Source organism: Sulfitobacter sp. 1A12056, assembly GCF_043558125.1.
Lineage (GTDB): Bacteria > Pseudomonadota > Alphaproteobacteria > Rhodobacterales > Rhodobacteraceae > Sulfitobacter > Sulfitobacter faviae.
In genome coordinates this window covers 92,965-111,525 of sequence record NZ_JBIFFY010000002.1, presented here as the reverse complement: position 1 = coordinate 111,525, position 18,561 = coordinate 92,965, and the positions used below count along the sequence as shown (strand labels likewise).

At 63.1% G+C, this 18,561-nt stretch carries 23 protein-coding genes and 1 tRNA gene; 13 read left to right on the top strand and 11 right to left on the bottom strand.

Translation table 11 applies throughout. The features are described 5' to 3' along the window. Window positions 1-56 precede the first annotated feature (56 nt). On the bottom strand, window positions 57-1,739 hold the full coding sequence (locus tag ACGYLD_RS04885) for an acyl-CoA dehydrogenase family protein (RefSeq protein WP_394401461.1): 1,683 nt from the start codon (window positions 1,737-1,739) through the stop codon (window positions 57-59). A 142-nt stretch (window positions 1,740-1,881) separates the two neighbouring features. Here ACGYLD_RS04885 and ACGYLD_RS04880 point away from each other — a divergent pair, with 142 nt between their 5' ends. Next, the gene (locus ACGYLD_RS04880) at window positions 1,882-2,646 is read left to right on the top strand and encodes a sulfite exporter TauE/SafE family protein (RefSeq protein ID WP_271692481.1); all 765 of its coding nucleotides are present in this window, start codon (window positions 1,882-1,884) and stop codon (window positions 2,644-2,646) included. A gap of 178 nt (window positions 2,647-2,824) precedes the next feature. Here ACGYLD_RS04880 and ACGYLD_RS04875 read toward each other — a convergent pair. Then, window positions 2,825-2,900: transfer RNA gene (locus ACGYLD_RS04875), tRNA-Ala, on the bottom strand. Window positions 2,901-2,999: 99 nt separating this feature from the next. After that, window positions 3,000-3,329, bottom strand: coding sequence for a TIGR02300 family protein (locus ACGYLD_RS04870; protein ID WP_269342735.1), 330 nt, complete (start codon window positions 3,327-3,329; stop codon window positions 3,000-3,002). A 111-nt stretch (window positions 3,330-3,440) separates the two neighbouring features. On the opposite strand from ACGYLD_RS04870, the gene ACGYLD_RS04865 reads away from it, so the two are divergent. Further along, a complete protein-coding gene (locus ACGYLD_RS04865; protein WP_271692480.1) occupies window positions 3,441-4,127 on the top strand; it encodes a M48 family metallopeptidase in 687 nt (228 codons plus the stop codon). On the opposite strand, the gene ACGYLD_RS04860 is transcribed toward ACGYLD_RS04865, so the two are convergent. Together ACGYLD_RS04860 and ACGYLD_RS04855 are read right to left on the bottom strand one after the other, a co-directional pair. Beyond that, window positions 4,124-5,245, bottom strand: coding sequence for an aminodeoxychorismate synthase component I (locus ACGYLD_RS04860; protein ID WP_271692478.1), 1,122 nt, complete (start codon window positions 5,243-5,245; stop codon window positions 4,124-4,126). The genes ACGYLD_RS04865 and ACGYLD_RS04860 overlap by 4 nt on opposite strands. Window positions 5,246-5,253: 8 nt before the next feature. After that, entirely contained in the window at window positions 5,254-5,547 is a 294-nt protein-coding gene (locus tag ACGYLD_RS04855) for a Dabb family protein (protein WP_007118141.1), read from the bottom strand. Between the two features lie 126 nt (window positions 5,548-5,673). On the opposite strand from ACGYLD_RS04855, the gene ACGYLD_RS04850 reads away from it, so the two are divergent. Then, the gene (locus ACGYLD_RS04850) at window positions 5,674-6,324 is read left to right on the top strand and encodes a GntR family transcriptional regulator (protein ID WP_067264652.1); all 651 of its coding nucleotides are present in this window, start codon (window positions 5,674-5,676) and stop codon (window positions 6,322-6,324) included. Between the two features lie 178 nt (window positions 6,325-6,502). After that, window positions 6,503-6,949, top strand: a complete 447-nt coding sequence (locus ACGYLD_RS04845; RefSeq protein WP_271692476.1) for a GNAT family N-acetyltransferase — start codon at window positions 6,503-6,505, stop codon at window positions 6,947-6,949. Here ACGYLD_RS04845 and ACGYLD_RS04840 read toward each other — a convergent pair. Both ACGYLD_RS04840 and ACGYLD_RS04835 read right to left on the bottom strand, forming a co-directional pair. Beyond that, complete coding sequence (locus tag ACGYLD_RS04840; RefSeq protein ID WP_271692475.1) at window positions 6,946-7,908, bottom strand: acetyl-CoA carboxylase carboxyltransferase subunit alpha; 963 nt, start codon at window positions 7,906-7,908, stop codon at window positions 6,946-6,948. The two genes, ACGYLD_RS04845 and ACGYLD_RS04840, sit on opposite strands and share 4 nt — an antisense overlap. A gap of 158 nt (window positions 7,909-8,066) precedes the next feature. Continuing rightward, window positions 8,067-9,026: an L-malyl-CoA/beta-methylmalyl-CoA lyase gene (locus ACGYLD_RS04835; protein WP_271692473.1), complete on the bottom strand. Its 960-nt coding sequence runs from the start codon at window positions 9,024-9,026 to the stop codon at window positions 8,067-8,069. 257 nt (window positions 9,027-9,283) lie between these two features. Between ACGYLD_RS04835 and dgcN the strand changes: the two genes are divergently transcribed. The 3 genes from dgcN to ACGYLD_RS04820 are packed head-to-tail and all read left to right on the top strand — an operon-like array spanning window position 9,284 to window position 12,116. After that, window positions 9,284-10,285, top strand: coding sequence for an N-acetyltransferase DgcN (dgcN, locus tag ACGYLD_RS04830; protein WP_067264538.1), 1,002 nt, complete (start codon window positions 9,284-9,286; stop codon window positions 10,283-10,285). Window positions 10,286-10,287: 2 nt separating this feature from the next. Further along, on the top strand, window positions 10,288-11,253 hold the full coding sequence (gene dgcA / locus ACGYLD_RS04825; RefSeq protein ID WP_394401454.1) for an N-acetyl-D-Glu racemase DgcA: 966 nt from the start codon (window positions 10,288-10,290) through the stop codon (window positions 11,251-11,253). A gap of 2 nt (window positions 11,254-11,255) precedes the next feature. Further along, the gene (locus ACGYLD_RS04820; RefSeq protein ID WP_394401451.1) at window positions 11,256-12,116 is read left to right on the top strand and encodes a D-amino-acid transaminase; all 861 of its coding nucleotides are present in this window, start codon (window positions 11,256-11,258) and stop codon (window positions 12,114-12,116) included. Window positions 12,117-12,119: 3 nt separating this feature from the next. Here ACGYLD_RS04820 and ACGYLD_RS04815 read toward each other — a convergent pair whose 3' ends face one another. Beyond that, window positions 12,120-12,563 (bottom strand): DMT family transporter, encoded by a 444-nt coding sequence (locus tag ACGYLD_RS04815; protein ID WP_067264528.1) that lies wholly within the window; start codon window positions 12,561-12,563, stop codon window positions 12,120-12,122. Between the two features lie 106 nt (window positions 12,564-12,669). Between ACGYLD_RS04815 and ACGYLD_RS04810 the strand changes: the two genes are divergently transcribed. Continuing rightward, window positions 12,670-13,128: a MaoC family dehydratase gene (locus tag ACGYLD_RS04810; protein ID WP_394401448.1), complete on the top strand. Its 459-nt coding sequence runs from the start codon at window positions 12,670-12,672 to the stop codon at window positions 13,126-13,128. Between the two features lie 85 nt (window positions 13,129-13,213). Here ACGYLD_RS04810 and ACGYLD_RS04805 read toward each other — a convergent pair whose 3' ends face one another. Then, on the bottom strand, window positions 13,214-13,525 hold the full coding sequence (locus ACGYLD_RS04805) for a DUF1244 domain-containing protein (RefSeq protein WP_067264526.1): 312 nt from the start codon (window positions 13,523-13,525) through the stop codon (window positions 13,214-13,216). A 152-nt stretch (window positions 13,526-13,677) separates the two neighbouring features. On the opposite strand from ACGYLD_RS04805, the gene pyk reads away from it, so the two are divergent. From pyk to ACGYLD_RS04780, 5 genes are all read left to right on the top strand, one after another. Next, the gene (pyk, locus tag ACGYLD_RS04800; RefSeq protein ID WP_271692464.1) at window positions 13,678-15,123 is read left to right on the top strand and encodes a pyruvate kinase; all 1,446 of its coding nucleotides are present in this window, start codon (window positions 13,678-13,680) and stop codon (window positions 15,121-15,123) included. 26 nt (window positions 15,124-15,149) lie between these two features. Then, entirely contained in the window at window positions 15,150-15,374 is a 225-nt protein-coding gene (locus tag ACGYLD_RS04795; RefSeq protein ID WP_394401445.1) for a hypothetical protein, read from the top strand. Window positions 15,375-15,500: 126 nt separating this feature from the next. Further along, complete coding sequence (gene rpmI, locus ACGYLD_RS04790; RefSeq protein WP_067264506.1) at window positions 15,501-15,701, top strand: 50S ribosomal protein L35; 201 nt, start codon at window positions 15,501-15,503, stop codon at window positions 15,699-15,701. Window positions 15,702-15,716: 15 nt separating this feature from the next. Next, window positions 15,717-16,082, top strand: coding sequence for a 50S ribosomal protein L20 (rplT, locus tag ACGYLD_RS04785; RefSeq protein ID WP_067264504.1), 366 nt, complete (start codon window positions 15,717-15,719; stop codon window positions 16,080-16,082). A 254-nt stretch (window positions 16,083-16,336) separates the two neighbouring features. After that, window positions 16,337-17,533, top strand: coding sequence for a Hint domain-containing protein (locus ACGYLD_RS04780; RefSeq protein WP_271692461.1), 1,197 nt, complete (start codon window positions 16,337-16,339; stop codon window positions 17,531-17,533). Here ACGYLD_RS04780 and ACGYLD_RS04775 read toward each other — a convergent pair. Together ACGYLD_RS04775 and ACGYLD_RS04770 are read right to left on the bottom strand one after the other, a co-directional pair. Then, window positions 17,522-17,734 carry a hypothetical protein gene (locus ACGYLD_RS04775; RefSeq protein ID WP_394401442.1) on the bottom strand — a complete coding sequence of 71 codons (213 nt, stop codon included), beginning with the start codon at window positions 17,732-17,734 and terminating at the stop codon, window positions 17,522-17,524. The genes ACGYLD_RS04780 and ACGYLD_RS04775 overlap by 12 nt on opposite strands. A gap of 93 nt (window positions 17,735-17,827) precedes the next feature. Beyond that, a complete protein-coding gene (locus ACGYLD_RS04770; RefSeq protein WP_209216575.1) occupies window positions 17,828-18,502 on the bottom strand; it encodes a type 1 glutamine amidotransferase domain-containing protein in 675 nt (224 codons plus the stop codon). Between the last annotated feature and the right edge of the window lie 59 nt (window positions 18,503-18,561).

Here is an 18,561-nt window from a genome sequence, read left to right as displayed (position 1 = left end):
TGGGTTGAAGCGCCGCCTATGTCTCTGACATCGGCAGCGCTTGCAACCCCGGTGGATCACCCCAGAAGGCGGCGGGCGATAACCTGCGCCTGAATCTCGGCAGCCCCTTCGAAGATGTTGAGAATCCGCGCATCGCAAAGCACGCGGCTGATCTTATACTCCAGCGCGAAGCCGTTGCCGCCGTGGATCTGCAAACCGTTGTCGGCTGCCGCCCAAGCGACACGGGCGCCGAGCAGTTTTGCCATGCCCGCCTCTACGTCGCAGCGCCGGCCGGCGTCCTTCTCGAAGGCGCTGTAATAGGTCAGCTGCCGGGCCACCATCAGCTCCACCGCCATCATCGCCAACTTGCCTGAGACGCGGGGGAAGTTGATCAGCGATTTGCCGAACTGCTTGCGGTCTTGGGCGTATTGCATCGAGATATCCAGCGCCGATTGCGCCACGCCAATGGCGCGGGCGGCGGTCTGGATGCGGGCGCTCTCGAAGGTCTCCATCAGCTGTTTAAAGCCGCGCCCCTCTTCGCCGCCGAGGAGGTTCTCGCCCTTCACCTCGAAACCGTCGAAGCCAAGCTCATATTCCTTCATCCCACGGTAGCCCAGCACCTCGATCTCACCGCCAGTCATGCCGGGGGTGGGGAAGGGGTTGGCATCATCGCCGGGCGTTTTCTCGGCGAGGAACATCGACAACCCGCGGTGATCGCTGGTTTCGGGATCAGTGCGCGCCAGCAGGGTCATCACATGGGTGCGCGCAGCATGGGTGATCCATGTCTTGTTGCCGGTCACCTTGTAATCCTCCCCGTCCTTGACCGCACGGGTGCGCAGGCTGCCGAGGTCGGAGCCGGTGTTCGGCTCGGTAAAGACCGCCGTGGGCAGGGTCTCGGCGCTGGCGATGCGGGGCAACCATTTCTCTTTCTGCGCCTCGGTGCCGCCGCAGAGAATCAGTTCGGCGGCAATTTCCGAGCGGGTGCCGAGCGAGCCGACCCCGATGTAGCCGCGCGACAGCTCTTCGCTGACCACGCACATCGACGCTTTGGTCAGGCCCAGCCCGCCGTATTCTTCGGGGATGGTCAGGCCGAAAACGCCCATCTCGGCCAGCTCCTCGATCACCTCCATCGGGATCAGTTCGTCCTTGAGGTGCCAGTCATGGGCGTGCGGCTCGACCTTTTCCACCGCGTAGCGGCGGAACTGGTCGCGGATCATCTCAAGCTCTTCGTCCAGTCCGCTGACGCCAAAGGTCACATCGGCGCTGCGCTCCTGCATCAGTTCCACCAGACGGCTGCGCGCGGCTTGGGTGTTGCCCGCGCGGGTCAGGCCGGTGATCGCAGGATTGTCGAGCGCGGCCTCATCCTCGGCGCTCAACCCCAGATCTTGCAGGCGCAGCATTTCGCCTTGATTCATCTGGATGCCGCCGCTGATCTGGCAAAGGTATTCGCCAAAGGCGATCTGGTGCAGCAGTTGCTCAACCTCGCCAAAGCGGCCTTCGCCTTGCAGGCGTTCGGCCCAAAGCTGCATCTGCCGCAAGGCTTGAACATAGGTGGCGAGCCAAGCAAGCCCGTGGGCGGCGGTCTGGTTGGCCTCGATCAGCTTGGCCGACACGCGGTCGCCCTCGCTAACCTGCGAACGCACGGCGGCGGTGGCGGTTTCGAGCAACTGGTCGAGCGGCGGCAGTGCCGCGCCGGTCTGCCCGATCAGATCGTCGAGAATTACGCGATGCATCGTCATGTCCTGACCGTCATGTGCCATGGGCTGTCCTTTCTTGCTTAGGACAGGCATAGACCTTTCGCAGTCGCAGCACAACAAAGATACGTTTCGTCGCGGCATTTTGTTCTAATCTTGCGCGAGCATTTTTGACGTGCGGCCCCGGAGGAGGGTGCTATGTAACGGTATGAACAGTATTTTCCCCTTTCTCACCCCGTTCGAATTTTATGCTGCACTTGCAATCGGCCTGTGCGGTGGCTTCGTCAAAGGCGTGGTGGGCTTCGCCCTGCCGCTGGTGCTGATTTCCGGCCTCACGACCTTCATGGCGCCCGATCTGGCCTTGGCGGGGCTGATTCTGCCCACGGTGCTGGCCAACGCTTTCCAAGCCCTGCGGCAGGGGCCGCAGGCCGCGCTGCGGTCGATCAAGCTGTTTTGGGTGTTCCTGCTCTGCGGCGGCGTGATGCTGGTGCTTTCCGCCCAGATGGTGCGGCTGGTGCCGGCAACGGTGATGCTGCTGATGATCGGCGTGCCGGTGGTGCTGTTTGCGCTGCTGCAACTGTCGAAACATCAGTTTCATCTGGCCCAGCGGTCGACGAAGGTCGAGGCACTGGTGGGCGGGTTTGCCGGGGCCGTCGGGGGGATTTCCGGCATCTGGGGGCCGCCCACGGTGGCCTATCTCACCGCGCTCGGGACCGCGAAACATGATCAGATGCGGATCCAAGGGGTGATCTATGGGCTGGGGGCGGTGGCGCTCCTCGCCGCGCATATCGGATCGGGCGTGTTGAACGCACAGACATGGCCGTTCTCGGCGCTGCTGATCCTGCCGGTGATGCTGGGCGTTTGGCTGGGCAGCAAGGTGATGGACCGCGTCGATCCAGTGCTGTTTCGCAAGATGACTCTGGTGGTCTTGATGGTGGCAGGGTTGAACCTGATCCGGCGGGCGATTTTTTAATCGGTTGAAGTTGCCATTCCGGTTCGGGGCAAACCGTAGGCGATGGCTCTCGGGGCTTGATCGCGACGAATCATATGGGGCTACGCGCTACAATCGTCTGATTTTTATGGGTGGGACTGCGCTCTCATCGCCTCTTCGAAGCGACTGCCGCGCGCCGCCTTTTGCTTTGCAAAAGGCTTGGTGGAGCCTAGCGGGATCGAACCGCTGACCTCCTGCATGCCATGCAGGCGCTCTCCCAGCTGAGCTAAGGCCCCATCGTGGATCGTGATCGTGTGATCCGGGTCGTTCTGTGGCGCTGTCTAGGCGCTGGCGGAGGCGGGATCAAGCGGAAAATTGACCCCGCCGCCGATTAATTAATCTTCGTCGTCCGACGCCACATCGGCAAGGTCGTCGAGCGGTACTGTATCGTCATCATCGTCGTCATCGTCGAGGATGTCGTCGTCCAGATCCACATCGACCGCGTCATCGTCATCGACCAGCGATTCGTCGTCGGCCTTGTCGCCCTTCTTGGCTTTGGCTGTGACCGCATCCTCGGCATCCGCCGCGATCATGCGCGACTTGGAATTGTCGACCTCGACCTCTTCGCCCGTGTAGGGGCTGATGATCGGATTCTTGTTGAGGTCATAGAAGCGCTTGCCCGTAGTGGGGCACAGGCGCTTGGTTCCCCATTCTTCGTTGGGCATGAAACACCCCTTTATAATATTGCTGTTGCGTGTAGATGATTCCGGCCAAGTGCCATATGAGGGGGGCACTGTCAAAGGCTTTGGCCTCTATCTAGGGACGTTGCTCCGGTAATGAAAGACCCTGTGCTGCCCGGCAACCCGCCGATTCCGCTGATCCTGCGCCGTTCGGCGCGCGCGCGGCGCATCTCACTGCGCATCTCGCAACTGGACGGGCGGGTGACCCTGACGATGCCGAAACGGCTGGCGGAGCGTGAGGCGCTGGCCTTTGCCGAAAGCAAGCAAGACTGGATTCGCCAACACCTCGCCGCGCGGGGCGAGGATGTGATCGTGGCCCCGGGGGCAGAGCTTCCGGTGGGCGGCAAGCTGCTGCGCGTCCGCGGCGGGCAGGGGAGCGGTGTGCGGATTGGCCCCGAAGAGATCCTCGTGCCCGGCCCGGAGGAAAGCCTGGGCAAACGTCTGGCCGCACACCTGCGCGAGGTGGCGCGGGACCGCCTCGCTGGGGCCTGCGATGATTACGCCGCGCTACTGGGCAAACCCTATGCCCGCATCACCCTGCGCGATACGCGCTCCCGCTGGGGGTCTTGTTCAAGCGACGGGGCGCTGATGTTCTCTTGGCGGCTGATCATGACCCCGCCCGAGGTGCTGGACTATGTCGCCGCCCATGAGGTCGCGCATCTGGCACAGATGAACCACTCCCCCGCCTTCTGGGCCGAGGTCACGCGGATCTACGGCGATTATCAGGCGCCGCGCCAATGGCTGCGCGACCATGGCGGCGGGCTGCACCGCTATCGATTCTAGGCCAGCGTTGCGAAACGCGCCTTCAGCAGCGCTTCGGCATATTCATCCTCGGCCGTGCTGTCATGCACCACGCCGCCGCCCACGTTCAGCCGCAGCCGCCCCTCTGGGTGACAGGTCGCCGTGCGGATCGCCACATTGAACTGCATCGCACCCGTGGGGGCGATCCACCCCACCGCGCCGCAATAGGCATCGCGCGGGGCCGGCTCCAAGGCGCGCAGGATCTGCATCGCGCGGATCTTGGGGGCGCCGGTGATCGAGCCGCAGGGAAAAAGCGCGTGAAAAAGGTCGGTCAACCGCTTTCCCGGCAAGACCTGCGCCGTGATGCGCGAGGTCATCTGGTGCAGGGTCTCATAGGTCTCGATCTCGAACAGTTTCGGCACCTCGACACTGCCCACCTCGGCGATCCGGCTGATGTCGTTGCGCAAAAGGTCCACGATCATCAGGTTCTCGGCCATGTTCTTTTCCGAAGCCGCAAGGTTGGCGCACAGCTTCGCGTCCTCCGCAGCATCCCGCCCGCGCCGCGCCGTGCCCTTCATCGGACGGGCGGTGAGCTGTCCCTCGGCGGTGAGCGCAAAGAACAACTCCGGCGAGCGCGACAACAGCACAGGCCCGCCAAGATCGACGAAAGCCCCATGTGCCACGCTTTGCCGCTGGCGCAGCCGGGCATAAAGCGCCGCTGGCGTCCCGGTATATCGCCCCTCCATCCCAAAGGTCAGATTGGCCTGATAGATGTCCCCCGCGCTGATGAAATCCTGCACTTCAGCAAAGGCGGCCTGATACTGTGCAAAATCCCAATCCGGCGTGAGCGCCGACAGGCTGGCATCACCCGCATCTTCGGCAAAACCATAGGCCTCGGGCGCATCAAAGACGCCAAAACGCAGCAGGGGCAGCCCGCGCGCCGCAGGCATCAACGCACGCAGCTTGTGCGAGCCGAGATAGCCCAACTCATAACTCGCATAGCCCGCCAACCAGGCGCCGCTTTCCTGCGCCGCTTCAAGTGCTGCAAAGGCCGCAGGCACCTCAGCCGGGGTATCGGCACTGATGATCCGCCGCGGCGCGGTAAAGGCCGTGCCGTGCCCCAGCGGGCCAGTGTCGAAAAGAACGCGCGGGCCAGCCATGGCGCGCCTTAAAAGTCCGCAGGCACGCGCATATCGCGCAGAGGCCGCACGATATCGATGGATTCCTGGTAGATCGGATGCGCCTTATAGGCGGCCAGCGCCTCGGCATCCGGGAATTCGGCATAGACGACCACATCCACATCCCCCGACAGCGCATCAACACGGGTGTTCTCGCAGATCTCGAAAGTCGTCGAATGCGGAATGTCGGCCAGTTTCCAAAGCCCCGCCACGATCGTCGGAATGTCCTTGGGGTCCTTGGCCGAGAAAAAGACCACATGACGGATGAAGTTTCGTTTGGTCACGGCGCGTCTCCTTAAGGCAGTTTGACCTCCGATAAATCGCCGCAAGGCCCGCGACAACGGGTGATCGCGTCTTGGCTGCAAAATGCCGCGCTTGACGGGTGGCCGCTTTGTGATCACAACCGCATCATGAACCTGACCCCACGCCCTGTTGAGGCCACACCACTGGCCCATGATCGTGTCTACCGCCGCCTGCGCGCGCGGATCATGCATGGTGATCTGCCGCCCGGCCACGCCCTCACCCTGCGCGGCATCGGCAAGGAATATGAGGTCTCGATGACCCCGGCGCGCGAAGCGGTGCGGCGGCTGGCGGCAGAGGGGGCGCTGACCATGTCGACTTCCGGGCGCATCTCCACCCCCGAACTCAGCAACGAGCGGATCGAGGAGCTGGCCGCTCTCCGCGCGCTCTTGGAGGTCGAGCTTGCCTCACGCGCCCTGCCACGCGCCCATATGGCGCTGATCGAGCGGATGCAGACGATCAACACCAATATTGCCGAGGCCGTGGCCCACCGCGATGCCGTCAGCTACATCCGCACCAATCTCGAATTCCACCGCACACTTTATCTGCGCGCCCAAGCGCCCGCCATGCTCGCCATGGCAGAGACGGTCTGGCTGCAACTGGGCCCCACCATGCGCGCGCTCTATGGCCGCCTGCGCCGGACCGAGCCGCCGCATTTCCACCGTCTGATCATCGCCGCCCTGCGCGCCGGCGATGAGCCGGGGCTGCGGCTGGCAGTGCGTTCGGATGTGACACAAGGTCTGCGCATGCTGGCCAGCTGATCCCGCCCATGGCTTGACAGCCGGGCAGCAGCGGCGCATCAAAGGCATATGGAAAAGACCATCTTCACATCTGTCTATTACCCCCGTTCCTGATCGGCGCGGCACCCATTCCCATATCCACAAGCCGCCACAGCGCGGCTCTGCTTGTCTCCCTGTGGTGATCACAGAAAGAGACGACATGCCCCCCATTCGACCCGCCGTGAAATCCGACCTGCCGATGGTGCTCGATCTGGCCCACGCGCTGGCCGCCTACCACGGCGACACTGCCACCGTGACGCGCGCCGCGCTGGAACGTGACTGCTTCGGCCCCAACCCGTGGGTCACCCTTCTGGTGGCCGAAGGCGCAACCGGCCTGCATGGCTATGCCGCGCTCTGCCCGCGGATGCAGTTGCAATTCGGCGCAAGAGGGATGGACCTGCACCACCTCTTCGTCTGCGACACGGCCCGCGGTCGCGGCATTGGCCGCGCGCTGGTCGAAGCGGCGCTGGACCACGCCCAGAGCCAAGGATGCAGCTATGTCACCGTAGGCACGGATACAAAAAACCGACGTGCGCAGGGCTTCTACCGCGCCGCCGGTTTCGATCAAATCACGCCTGATCCGCGTTTTCGGCGGCGGCTGGCTTAGGCCGCCAGCCCCTTGCGCCCCATCTCAAGGAACTTGGTCCGGCGTTCCTGAACCAGCGTCTTGCCGTCCTTGCCGTCAAGCTCCTTGAGCATCGCTTCAATCGACTTGCCCACGGCCTTGATCGATTCCTCGGCATGGCGGTGCGCCCCGCCCATCGGCTCGGGAATGATCCGATCGATCACACCAAGCGTCTTGAGCTCTTCCGCCGTCAAACGCATTTGCTCGGCGGCTTCGCGCATCTTCTCGCTGTCTTTCCACAGGATCGACGCACAGCCTTCGGGCGTAATCACGGAATAAACCGAATGCTCCAGCATAGCGACGCGGTTCGCCGTGGCGAATGCCACCGCCCCGCCAGAGCCGCCTTCGCCTACGATCACGCTGACCAAAGGCACGCCGATCTGCAGACATTTCTCCGTCGAACGGGCAATCGCCTCGGACTGGCCGCGCTCTTCGGCACCCTTGCCGGGATAGGCGCCGGGCGTGTCGACGATGGTGACCACCGGCAGGTTGAACTTGTCGGCCAGTTCCATCAACCGCACCGCCTTGCGATAGCCCTCAGGCCGCGCCATGCCGAAATTACGCTCAATCCGGCTCTTGGTGTCATTGCCCTTCTCATGGCCAATCACCACCACCGGCGTATCGTTGAACCGCGCCAACCCGCCCATGACAGCCAGATCATCGGCAAAGTTCCGATCCCCCGCCAAAGGCGTGAATTCGGTGAAAAGCGCCTCGATATAATCCTTGCAATGGGGCCGCTCCGGATGGCGCGCCACCTGACATTTCCGCCAAGGCGTCAAAGAGCCATAAAGGTCTTCGAGCATCCCGGCGGCTTTCTTATCCAGCGCGCGGGCCTCATCGGTGATGTCCATCTCTTCATTGGACCGGGCCAACGCCCGCAGCTCTTCCGCCTTGCCTTCGATCTCGGCCAGTGGTTTTTCGAAATCCAGATATTGGGTCATTGCATGCTCCGGCTTGTTGCCTGTGTATATGGAGCGCCGCGCGCCGGTTTGCAACGCGGGTTTGCAAGGCAGGCGAGCCCACGCCCCTCCCTCTTCATCCTTTTTCAAATACCCTCGGGGGGCCGGGGGCAGGGCCCCCGGCGGCTTGCCAAAAGCGCTCAGCCCCCGGAGATCATCTCGGACTGGCGTACGATCACCTCCGCCTGTTTGATGCTGGCGATATCCACCAACCGCCCCTTATAGACGGTGGCCCCTTCGCCCTTGACCTTGGCCTCTTCCATCGCCGCGAGGATTTCGCGCGCCTCGGCCACAGCCTCTTCCGACGGGGTGAACACCTCGTTGCTCAGCGCCACCTGCTTGGGGTGGATCGCCCATTTGCCGACCATGCCCAAGGTGGCCGAGCGGCGCGCCTGTGCGCGGAAACCCTCGTCGTCCGAGAAATCGCCGAAAGGCCCGTCGACGGGCAGCACACCATGCGTGCGGCAGGCGGCGACGATGGCGGCCTGCGCCCAGTGCCACGGGTCCGACCAATGCTTCTGCTCGCCGCGCTGCATATAGTAGTTTTCTTGCGTGCCGCCGATGCCGGTGGTCTGCATGCCCATGGAGGCGGCGAAGTCGGCGGCCCCAAGCGACATGGCCTGCAAACGCGGAGAAGAGGCGGCGATCTCTTCCACATGGGCGATACCGGCGGCGGATTCAATAATGACCTCAAAGCTAATTTTCTTCTCGCGGCCCTTGGCGGTCTCAACCGCCGTCACCAGCGCGTCGACGGCATAGACATCCGCCGCGCAGCCCACCTTGGGGATCATAATCTGATCAAGCCGCGGCCCGGCCTGCTCCAGCAGTTCCACCACGTCACGATACCAATAGGGTGTGTCCAGCCCGTTGATCCGCACCGAAAGCGTCTTGTTGCCCCAGTCGATCTCGGAAATCGCCTTGATGATATTGGCGCGCGCGCTGTCCTTGTCCGAAGGTGCCACGCTGTCTTCGAGGTCGAGGTTGATCACATCGGCATTCGACGCTGCCATCTTTTCAAAGATTGCCGGGCGGGAGCCGGGGCCGAACAATTGGCAGCGGTTCGGGCGGGCAGGGGCGGCAGGCTGAATGCGGAAGCTCATGGGGCACCTATGGGTAATTTTGTTTCATCAAGCGTCTTCATTCTGGTATGAAATTGCGCCCCCAATCGCAAGAAGGTTTTCGCAGGCGCAGCATTTCGAAGGGTTTGCCTGCAAAACCAAGCTGCGCACGAATTTTGCGCAGCCAACGGTAATTTGCGAGAATTGCTGCGCATTTGCATGCAGATGCGTCGACAACGCCACGCACTTGCGTATTCTCGCGCGCAATATGCGGACAAATTCAATGCCGGAGGCTTGCCATGATCAAAACCCCCTATCTGCTCTTTCTGGGCGACGCACCTGACTCTCTGTCCGCCAAGGTCGCTCAAGGCATCAAGGATTGGCGGCCCGACAATGCGGTCGGCCAGTTCCGCATGGAGGGCTGCAAGGCCGATCTCGGTCTGCAAGACATGACGCTGGCCGAAGCGCGCGAGGCAGGGGCCGAGACATTGGTCATCGGTGTCGCCAACCGTGGCGGTAAAATCAGCGCGGCATGGAAAGAGGTGCTGATTGAGGCGCTGAACATGGGCTTCGACATCGCCTCGGGCCTGCACAACCTGCTACGCAACGAAGCCGATCTGGTGGCGGCTGCCGAGGCGAACGGCACCACATTGCATGACGTGCGCGTGCCCAGCGTCGAATACCCCATTGCCGACGGCAAGAAGCGCAGCGGCAAGCGGGTTCTGGCCGTGGGCACCGATTGTTCGGTCGGGAAAATGTACACCGCCCTCGCGCTGGACGAGGCGATGCGCGAAAAGGGCATGAAAAGCACCTTCCGCGCCACCGGCCAGACCGGCATCCTGATCACCGGCGAAGGCGTGCCGCTGGATGCCGTGATCGCCGATTTCATGGCGGGATCGGTGGAATATCTCACCCCCGCCAATGACGATGACCATTGGGACATCATCGAAGGGCAGGGCAGCCTGTTCCACGTCTCTTATTCCGGGGTGACTATGGCGCTGATCCACGGCGGCCAGCCCGATGCGCTGATCCTGTGCCATGAGCCGACCCGGACCCATATGCGCGGCCTGCCGGAATACAGCCTGCCCAGCCTCGAAGCGGTGCGCGACATGGCGCTGACGCTGGCGCAGGTGCCGAACCCCGACTGCAAGGTCGTCGGTATCTCGGTCAACACCTACCATATGTCCGAGGCCGAGGCGGATGCCTATCTGGCCGAGGTTGAAGAGCGTCTTGGCCTGCCTGCGGTCGATCCCTTCCGCCAAGGGGCAGCGCGACTGGCCGATGCGCTGGCGGCGCTGTGACCATGCAGATCGATGTTACCGCAGATACCTTCAAACTGGCGCAGGTCTTTACCATCAGCCGCGGCTCGCGGACCGAAGCCAAGGTGCTGACCGTCCGCGTGACGGAGGGCGGCGTGACCGGCTGGGGCGAGTGTGTGCCTTACGCCCGCTACGACGAGACCCTCGAATCGGTCACGGCTGAGATCAACGGCCTGCCGGGCGATATCACCCGGCAAGCGCTCTATGATCTTCTGCCTGCCGGGGCCGCGCGCAACGCGGTCGACTGCGCACTGTGGGATCTGGAAGCCAAACGCGCAGGCAAGCGGGTGTGGGAACTGGCCGGGCTGACCGCCCCGGGGCCGGAGATCACAGCCTATACCCTCTCGCTGGACGAACCCGAGGCAATGCGCGCGCAGGCGGCGAAACATGCGCAGCGGCCGCTGTTGAAGATCAAACTTGGCACCCCCGACGACATGCCGCGGCTCGAAGCGGTGCGCGCCGGGGCGCCCGATGCCACCATCATCATCGACGCCAATGAGGGCTGGTCGGCTGAGGTCTATGCCGACCTCGCCCCGCATCTGGTCCGTCTGGGTGTGGCGCTGGTCGAGCAACCTCTGCCCGCTGGCGAAGACGACGCGCTTTTGGGAATGGATCGCCCTGTGCCGGTCTGCGCGGATGAAAGCTGCCACGACCGCGCTAGCCTGCCGGGCCTCAAGGGCAAATATGATGTGGTGAACATCAAACTCGACAAGACCGGTGGGCTGACCGAGGCGCTTGCGCTGCGCGATGCGGCGCGGGCCGAGGGGTTCGAGGTCATGGTAGGTTGCATGGTTGGCTCGTCGCTCGCGATGGCGCCCGCAACGTTGGTCGCCCAAGGCGCGAAGGTGGTGGACCTTGACGGCCCGCTGCTTCTGGCCGAAGACCGCGACAATGCTTTGAAATTCGACGGCGCGGGCGTGCATCCCCCCGCCGCAGCGCTCTGGGGGTGACCATGCGAACTGTCTATGTAAACGGCGAATACCTGCCCGAGGATCAGGCCAAGGTCTCGATCTTTGACCGGGGCTTTCTGATGGCCGATGGGGTCTATGAGGTGACGAGCGTGCTGGATGGCAAGCTCATCGCCTTTGACGGCCATGCCGAGCGTCTGACCCGCTCGATGAACGAACTTGACATGCGCGCGCCTGCGACGACCGAAGAACTGCTGGAAATTCACCGCGAGTTGGTGCGGCTGAACGACATCAAAGACGGGCTGATTTACCTTCAGGTGACGCGCGGGTCGGATGGCGACCGCGATTTCGCCTTCCCCGATCCCGACACCACCGCGCCCTCGCTGGTGTTGTTCACCCAGTCGAAACCGGGTCTGGCCGACAACCCCGCCGCCCGTGACGGCATCCGCGTGATCAGCATCGAAGACATCCGCTGGGGCCGCCGCGATATCAAAACGGTGCAGCTGCTCTACCCGTCGATGGGCAAGATGATGGCCAAGAAAGCCGGTGTCGAAGACGCGTGGATGGTCGAAGACGGTTTCGTGACCGAAGGCACGTCGAACAACGCTTATATCGTCAAGGACGGTAAGATCGTGACGCGCGAGACCTCGAACGACATTCTGCATGGCATCACCCGCAAGGCGGTGCTGGAACTGGCCCGCGAAGCGCAGATGCAGGTGGAAGAGCGAAACTTCACCATCGAAGAGGCGCAGCAGGCGGATGAGGCTTTTGTCACCTCGGCCAGCGCTTTCGTGACGCCGGTGGTTGAGATCGACGGGGCCAAGATCGGCAGCGGCACGCCGGGCAAGCTTGCGCCCCGTTTGCGTGAAATCTATCTCGAAGAGATGCGCAAAACCGCGATCTGAGTTTCAGAACCGCGATAAAACCAGCCCCGCCGCCACCAGCGCGGCGGCGGCGATGCGGGTGGGGGTGATGGCCTGCACCGACAGCCCCAAGAGCCCCGTGGCATCGATCACCAGCGCAGCGCTCAACTGGCCGAGGATCAGCGCCGAGATCACCGTCAACGCCCCCAGCGTCGGGATCGCCCAAAGCACCGACCAGACGTAGAAGGCCCCCAGCACCCCGCCCAGCAGCAAGACGGGTGAGGCCGAGGTCGCGCGGGGCAGGGCGCTCAACTCGCCGCGCAGCAGCAAGACCCCCAACAGGATCGCAAAGCCGACGCCAAAGGACACCGCCGCCGCAGCGACGCCGCTGCCAATGTTGCGGCCCAAGGCAGCATTGATCGGGGTTTGCAGGGCCACGGCGGCCCCGGCGATGGCGACGGTGATAAGGGCAAGGATGGGGGTGTTCATGGCGGCTCCGCTCTGCTTGGCCCCAGCATGAGAGATGTCCCGCCGGGCGCAAGGGCTTTCGCAGCGAGCGCCCGCGCGGCTAGACTGGCGCAAAGAGGAGGCCGCGATGCGCAAAGAGATTGACCGGGCAGAGATGGAGGCCGCCGTGGGCCGTGAGTTGGGCGTCTCGCCGTGGTTCATGATGGATCAGGCGCGGATCGACGCCTTTGCCGATGTGACCGAGGACCACCAGTTCATCCATGTCGACCCGCTCCGCGCGGCCAAGACGGATTTCGGCGGCACCGTGGCCCATGGGATGCTCACCCTGTCGATGATGTCGGGCATGGCTTACGGCGCGCTGCCGGTGGTGGCGGGCACGAAGGCGTCGATCAACTACGGGTTCGACAGCGTGCGCTTCATCGCACCTGTGCATTCCGGCAAGCGGATTCGGGGAAGGTTCACGTTGGCCGAGGCGCAGAGGCGCGGGCGCGGTGCCCTGATGACCCGCTTTGCCGCAACGGTAGAGATTGAAGGCGCCGCGCGTCCTGCGCTCAAGGCGGATTGGCTTGTGCTCTATCAGTTCTAGCGAAGGCTTTGAGCGCGCTTGGCCGAGGCAAAGGCGGGCGCACAGGGATGCGCGCCCGCTTTGTGGGTTCATCCAAGCGGGTTGCTCAACCCTTTCCGACATTCTCTTCAAAGGCCGTTTTGAACGCCTCTTTCTGGCTGTCGTTCGCATCGGTCTGATAGTTGGCTTTCCATTCGTCCATCGTCATCCCGTAGAACAACTCGCGCGCCTCGTCCTTGCCCATCTCGATCCCGCGTTCGTTAGCGGCCTCTTGATACCAGCGCGACAGGCAGTTGCGGCAAAAACCGGCGAGGTTCATCATGTCGATGTTCTGCACATCCGTCCGATCTTCCATCAGGTGTTTCTGCAACCGGCGAAAGGCGGCGGCTTGCAGTTCGATCTCTTGTTGGCTGGGCATGACAGCTTCCTTCTCATATCACTGGACGGGACCGCGATGGACCGTCATTCTGATGAAACCTTTGACAGGCACTCATGGGGGCGCTAGGCCACCGGACAGGCGATGTTATCGTTAACATTCGCTCTGGGGACATAGGACACGAAGGAACAGATATGAGACGTTTGCGCAATGTAAAGATCGTGGCCACCCTTGGGCCAGCCTCCGAAACCCGAGAGGTGATCGCGGCATTGCACAACGCCGGGGCGGATGTTTTCCGCCTGAACATGAGCCACGGAAGCCACGAAGAGATCCGGGAAAAACACCGGATCATCCGCGATATCGAGAAAGAGACCGGCGGCGCGATCGGCATTCTGGCCGACCTTCAGGGGCCGAAGCTGCGCGTTGGTGTGTTCGAGGGCGATGGGCCAACCTTGGAAGAAGGTGCGTCTTTCCGGCTCGATCTTGATGAAACGCCGGGTGATGCGACCCGCGTCTGCCTGCCCCATCCTGAGATTTTCGCGGCGCTTGAGCCGGGCGCGAGCCTGTTGGTCAATGACGGCAAGATCCGCCTCAAGGTGCGCGACTGCGGCCCGGATTTCGCCGATTGCGAAGTGGTGACGGGCGGTGTCATCTCAAACCGCAAGGGCGTGAACGTGCCTGACGTGCTGCTGCCGCTGGCCGCGCTTTCCGAGAAAGACCGCGCCGATCTGGAGTTCGTCTGTGAATTGGGGGTCGACTGGCTCGCCCTCAGCTTTGTCCAGCGGCCCGAGGATGTGACCGAGGCGCGCGATCTGGTCAGAGGCCGGGCGGCGGTGCTGTCGAAGATCGAGAAGCCTGCGGCGGTGGAGCGGTTCGAAGCGATCTTGGATGTCAGCGACGGCATCATGGTGGCGCGGGGCGATCTGGGCGTGGAGCTGCCGGTGCAGAATGTGCCGCCGATCCAGAAACGTCTGGTGCGCAAATGCCGCGCGGCGGCCAAGCCGGTGATCGTGGCGACACAGATGCTCGAATCGATGATCGAAAGCCCGATGCCGACCCGCGCCGAAGTTTCGGACGTGGCCACCGCGATTTACGAAGGCGCCGACGCCGTGATGCTGAGCGCCGAATCCGCCGCCGGGGATTACCCGCTACAGGCCGTGGCGACGATGGACAACGTGGCCCAAGAGGTCGAAGCCGATGCGACCTATACGCAGATCATCGAATCCTCGCGCACGGCGGATCGCACCACCGTGGCCGATGGCATCGTCGCCGCCGCGCGTGAGATTGCCGAGACGACGGACATCAAGGCGATTTGCTGCTTTACTCAATCGGGCACCACCGCCCTACTGACCGCCCGCGAGCGGCCCCGCGTGCCGATCATCGCCCTGTCGCCGCTGGTCAACACCGCGCGCCGTCTGGCGCTGAGCTGGGGCACGAATTGCATCATCACCGATGGGCATGACCGGTTTAAACTGGCGGTGCTGAGCGCCGCGCGGGCCGCCTTGTCAGAGGGGTATGCCGGGCCGGAGGATCATATCGTCGTCACCGCCGGTGTGCCCTTCAACGTGCCGGGCAGCACCAATATTCTGCGCGTCGCGCCCTGTGACGAACGTTTGATTTACGCCTCCGATCCAGAGTAGCCTTTCCCCAGATAGGGGGATGTTGCGTGGACTCTGACTTGGCAATGGTGGTGGGCATCGTTCTGACGGTGCTGTCGATCCCCTCGATCCTGTCTGCGGTGACCGACCGTCGGTCGCCGCGCGCCTCGGCCATCACGATCTTGATCGCGGGCGGGTTGATCGTCTTTGCGCTGCGCGAAAACCCGGGGCGCTATTCCTTTGAGAACCTGCCGGAGGTCTTCGTCTCGGTCGCGGCGGACTTCTTGCCCTGAGGGGTCGTGCGAAACCTCTTGCATCCCTGACCGAGCGCGCCTATACGGCGCATCTTAGCCTGCACGACCGGCCTCAAGTGGCATGCCGAGTCGTGTTTATACCGAACTCAAAAGACGGAGACGGAAATGCCCAAGATGAAGACGAAATCGAGCGCCAAGAAGCGCTTCAAGGTCTCGGCGACCGGCAAGGTCATCGCCAGCCAAGCCGGCAAACAGCACGGCATGATCAAGCGGACCAACAAGTTCATCCGTAACGCACGCGGCACGACAACCCTGTCGGAAGCCGATGCAAAGATCGTCAAGGGCTTCATGCCCTACGCCCGCTGATTAAGGAGAGCCGAGATGTCCCGAGTTAAAGGTGGTACAGTCACCCACGCGCGTCACAAGAAGATCATCAAAGCCGCAAAAGGCTACTATGGTCGGCGCAAGAACGTCTTCAAGGTCGCCACGCAGGCGGTCGACAAGGCCAACCAATATGCAACGCGTGACCGCAAGAACCGCAAGCGCAACTTCCGCGCCCTGTGGATCCAGCGGATCAACGCCGCCGTGCGCAGCCACGACGAGGCGCTGACATACAGCCGCTTCATCAACGGTCTGACGCTGGCGGGCATCGAAGTGGACCGCAAGGTTCTGGCCGATCTGGCCGTGCACGAGCCCGAAGCCTTCGGTGCGATCGTCAAGCAAGCGCAGGACGCGCTGGCGGCCTAAGCCAAGATTGCTTTGAATTTGCGAAAGCCCTGCCGGATGGTGGGGCTTTTTGCGTTTGGGGGATCTGCGTTTCGGGCCGGCGTGCGGGCCTTGCCACAATCTTGCCCCGATAATCCCTTGCCACGGCCTTGCCTGCTCCTCACCCCCATGGACAATCTGCCTCAACGACAGGTCACTGTGCAGCCTATCTGCACCGGTGCCGCAGCAATTGGCGCTGTTTGTCGGCAAGTTATTTGTAAAAGGTGGGGAGGTTTATGCCCGGAATTGTAATCAATAGGTTGGACGAAGACCCCCATGAGACGGTCTATGGTATTCGCGATGATACCAGTTCGCGCGGCGTCGATCTGGAGGGCGCGCGGATCACGCTGACCTATGCCGATGGCTCGGTCGAGACGCTGACGTGGCATGCGACGGATCCCTATACGAATGGCGCGGCGGTGGGCGAGGATACGCAGATGTCCTTTGGCTATGACTGGCACCATCTGGAGACGACCAAACCGCTCGCCACGATGGAGATCGACCTTCAGCCCGCCAGTTCCGTTTTCGACACCACCACCACGGCGGACGACGATCCAAACGGCGGCTCGACCCCCACCTCGCTTGAGGGGTTTCCCTTCCGTGTGGAGTCCGGTTCGCGGGATTTGGCCGGTGATCTTGAGGTGACCTATTCCGGCATCGTCAATCTGGCGGGCAGCCCGGCTGCGGGGGATCTTTTCACCACCATGACCGTCGATTTCTCAGACCTGCCCGAGGGCGGGTTATTGGGAAATTTGGCATGGAAGTCCGACATCGACACGATGCGCGAGGCGGGCGATCTGGTCTCGACCGGCGTGGCCTGTTTCGCGCGCGGCACGCTGATCACCACCGAGGCAGGCGATCTTCCGGTCGAGGCTTTGGCCCCCGGCGTGCGCGTGCTGACCCAAGGCCACGGCTATCAGGAACTCGTCGGGGCGCTGCGCCGTTCGGTCGGGGCGGGGGAGTTGGCGAAGAACCCCAAGCTATACCCCATTCGGATCAGTGCCGGAGCCTTGGGCGCGGGGCTGCCGAAGCGTGACCTCATGGTCTCAAGACAGCATCGCATGGTCGCGCGTTCAGGCATCGTCAAGCGGATCTGCGGCGCGATGGCCGTGCTCGTCGCCGCGATCCGGTTGACCGAACTGCCGGGGGTGCATGTGGATGAGGGCGTCTCACAGGTGGAGTATTTCCACTTGGTCTTTGAAAAGCATCAGATCGTTTATGCCGAGGGCGCGCCGAGCGAGAGCTTTTTGCTGAATACCGAAACGGTGAAAACCCTCGGTCAGGCGCAGCGCGAGGAGTTTGCGACGCTCTTCCCCGCTTTGGTTGAGGATGACGGCTTCGGCACCCCCGCGCATCAGATCCCAGCGGGCCCCGTGCAAAAGCGGTTGATTGCAAAGCACAAAAAAAACGGGCGCGCCCTGCTATCGGTCTAGGGTGTCGGGGTCATAGGGATTGTGGCTGGCGGCGGTCAGGTTGATTCCATCCTGTGCTGCGCGATGCGCAATCGCCTCTTCGCTGCGGTTCAGTTGCACCGCGATCACGCTGGTCGCCGTGCCCTCTGCCGCAAGGATGCGAAGCTGTTCGAGGTCTTCGGCGCTCCATGGGGCGCCGGTGCTGCGGTCATAATCTGCCATGTCGGAGGCTCCTTTCACGAGCAAAACACGGCGCGGCCTGTGGCGGTTCCTCCCATAGGGGAGAGGGGGCACGCTTTGCGCCCCCTCCTGCCGTCACTTCAAAAGCGCCAGCATCTCTTTCGCCGCTTCCTCGGAAGAGGCGGGGTTCTGGCCGGTGACCAGCTTGCCGTCGACCAGCACATAGGACGCCCAATCGTCGCCCTTGCTGTAGTCGCCGCCGTTTTCCTTCAGCATGTCTTCGACCAAGAAAGGCACCACATCGGTCAGGCCAACGCCCTCTTCCTCGGTATTGGTAAAACCGGTGACGCGCTTGCCGGAAACCAGCGGCTTGCCGTCGGCTTGGGTGTCCTTGAACACGGCGGGCGCGTGGCAGACGGCCCCCACGGGGCGGTCGGAGGCCCAGAAGGTTTCGATCAGGCGCTTGCTGTCGGCATCATTGGCCAGATCCCACAGCGGGCCGTGGCCGCCGGGGTAGAAGATCGCATCGAAACCATCGGCGTCCACATCGCCCAGCACTTTGGTCGAGGCCAGCGCCTGCTGCGCGGCGGCGTCGTCTTTGAAGCGGCGGGTGGCATCGGTCTGCGCGTCTTCGCTGTCACTGTTGGGGTCGAGCGGCGGCTGCCCGCCCTTGGGCGAGGCGAGGGTCACATCCGCGCCCGCGTCCTTGAAAACGTAATAGGGGGCGGCGAATTCTTCGAGCCAGAAACCGGTCTTGTTGCCGGTGTCGCCCAATTCGTCATGCGATGTCAGAACCATCAGGATTTTCATAGGTCTCTCCTTTCGGGGGAGGTTGGGCGCGCCGCTGAAGCGGGGCGCGCCGAGGGGAT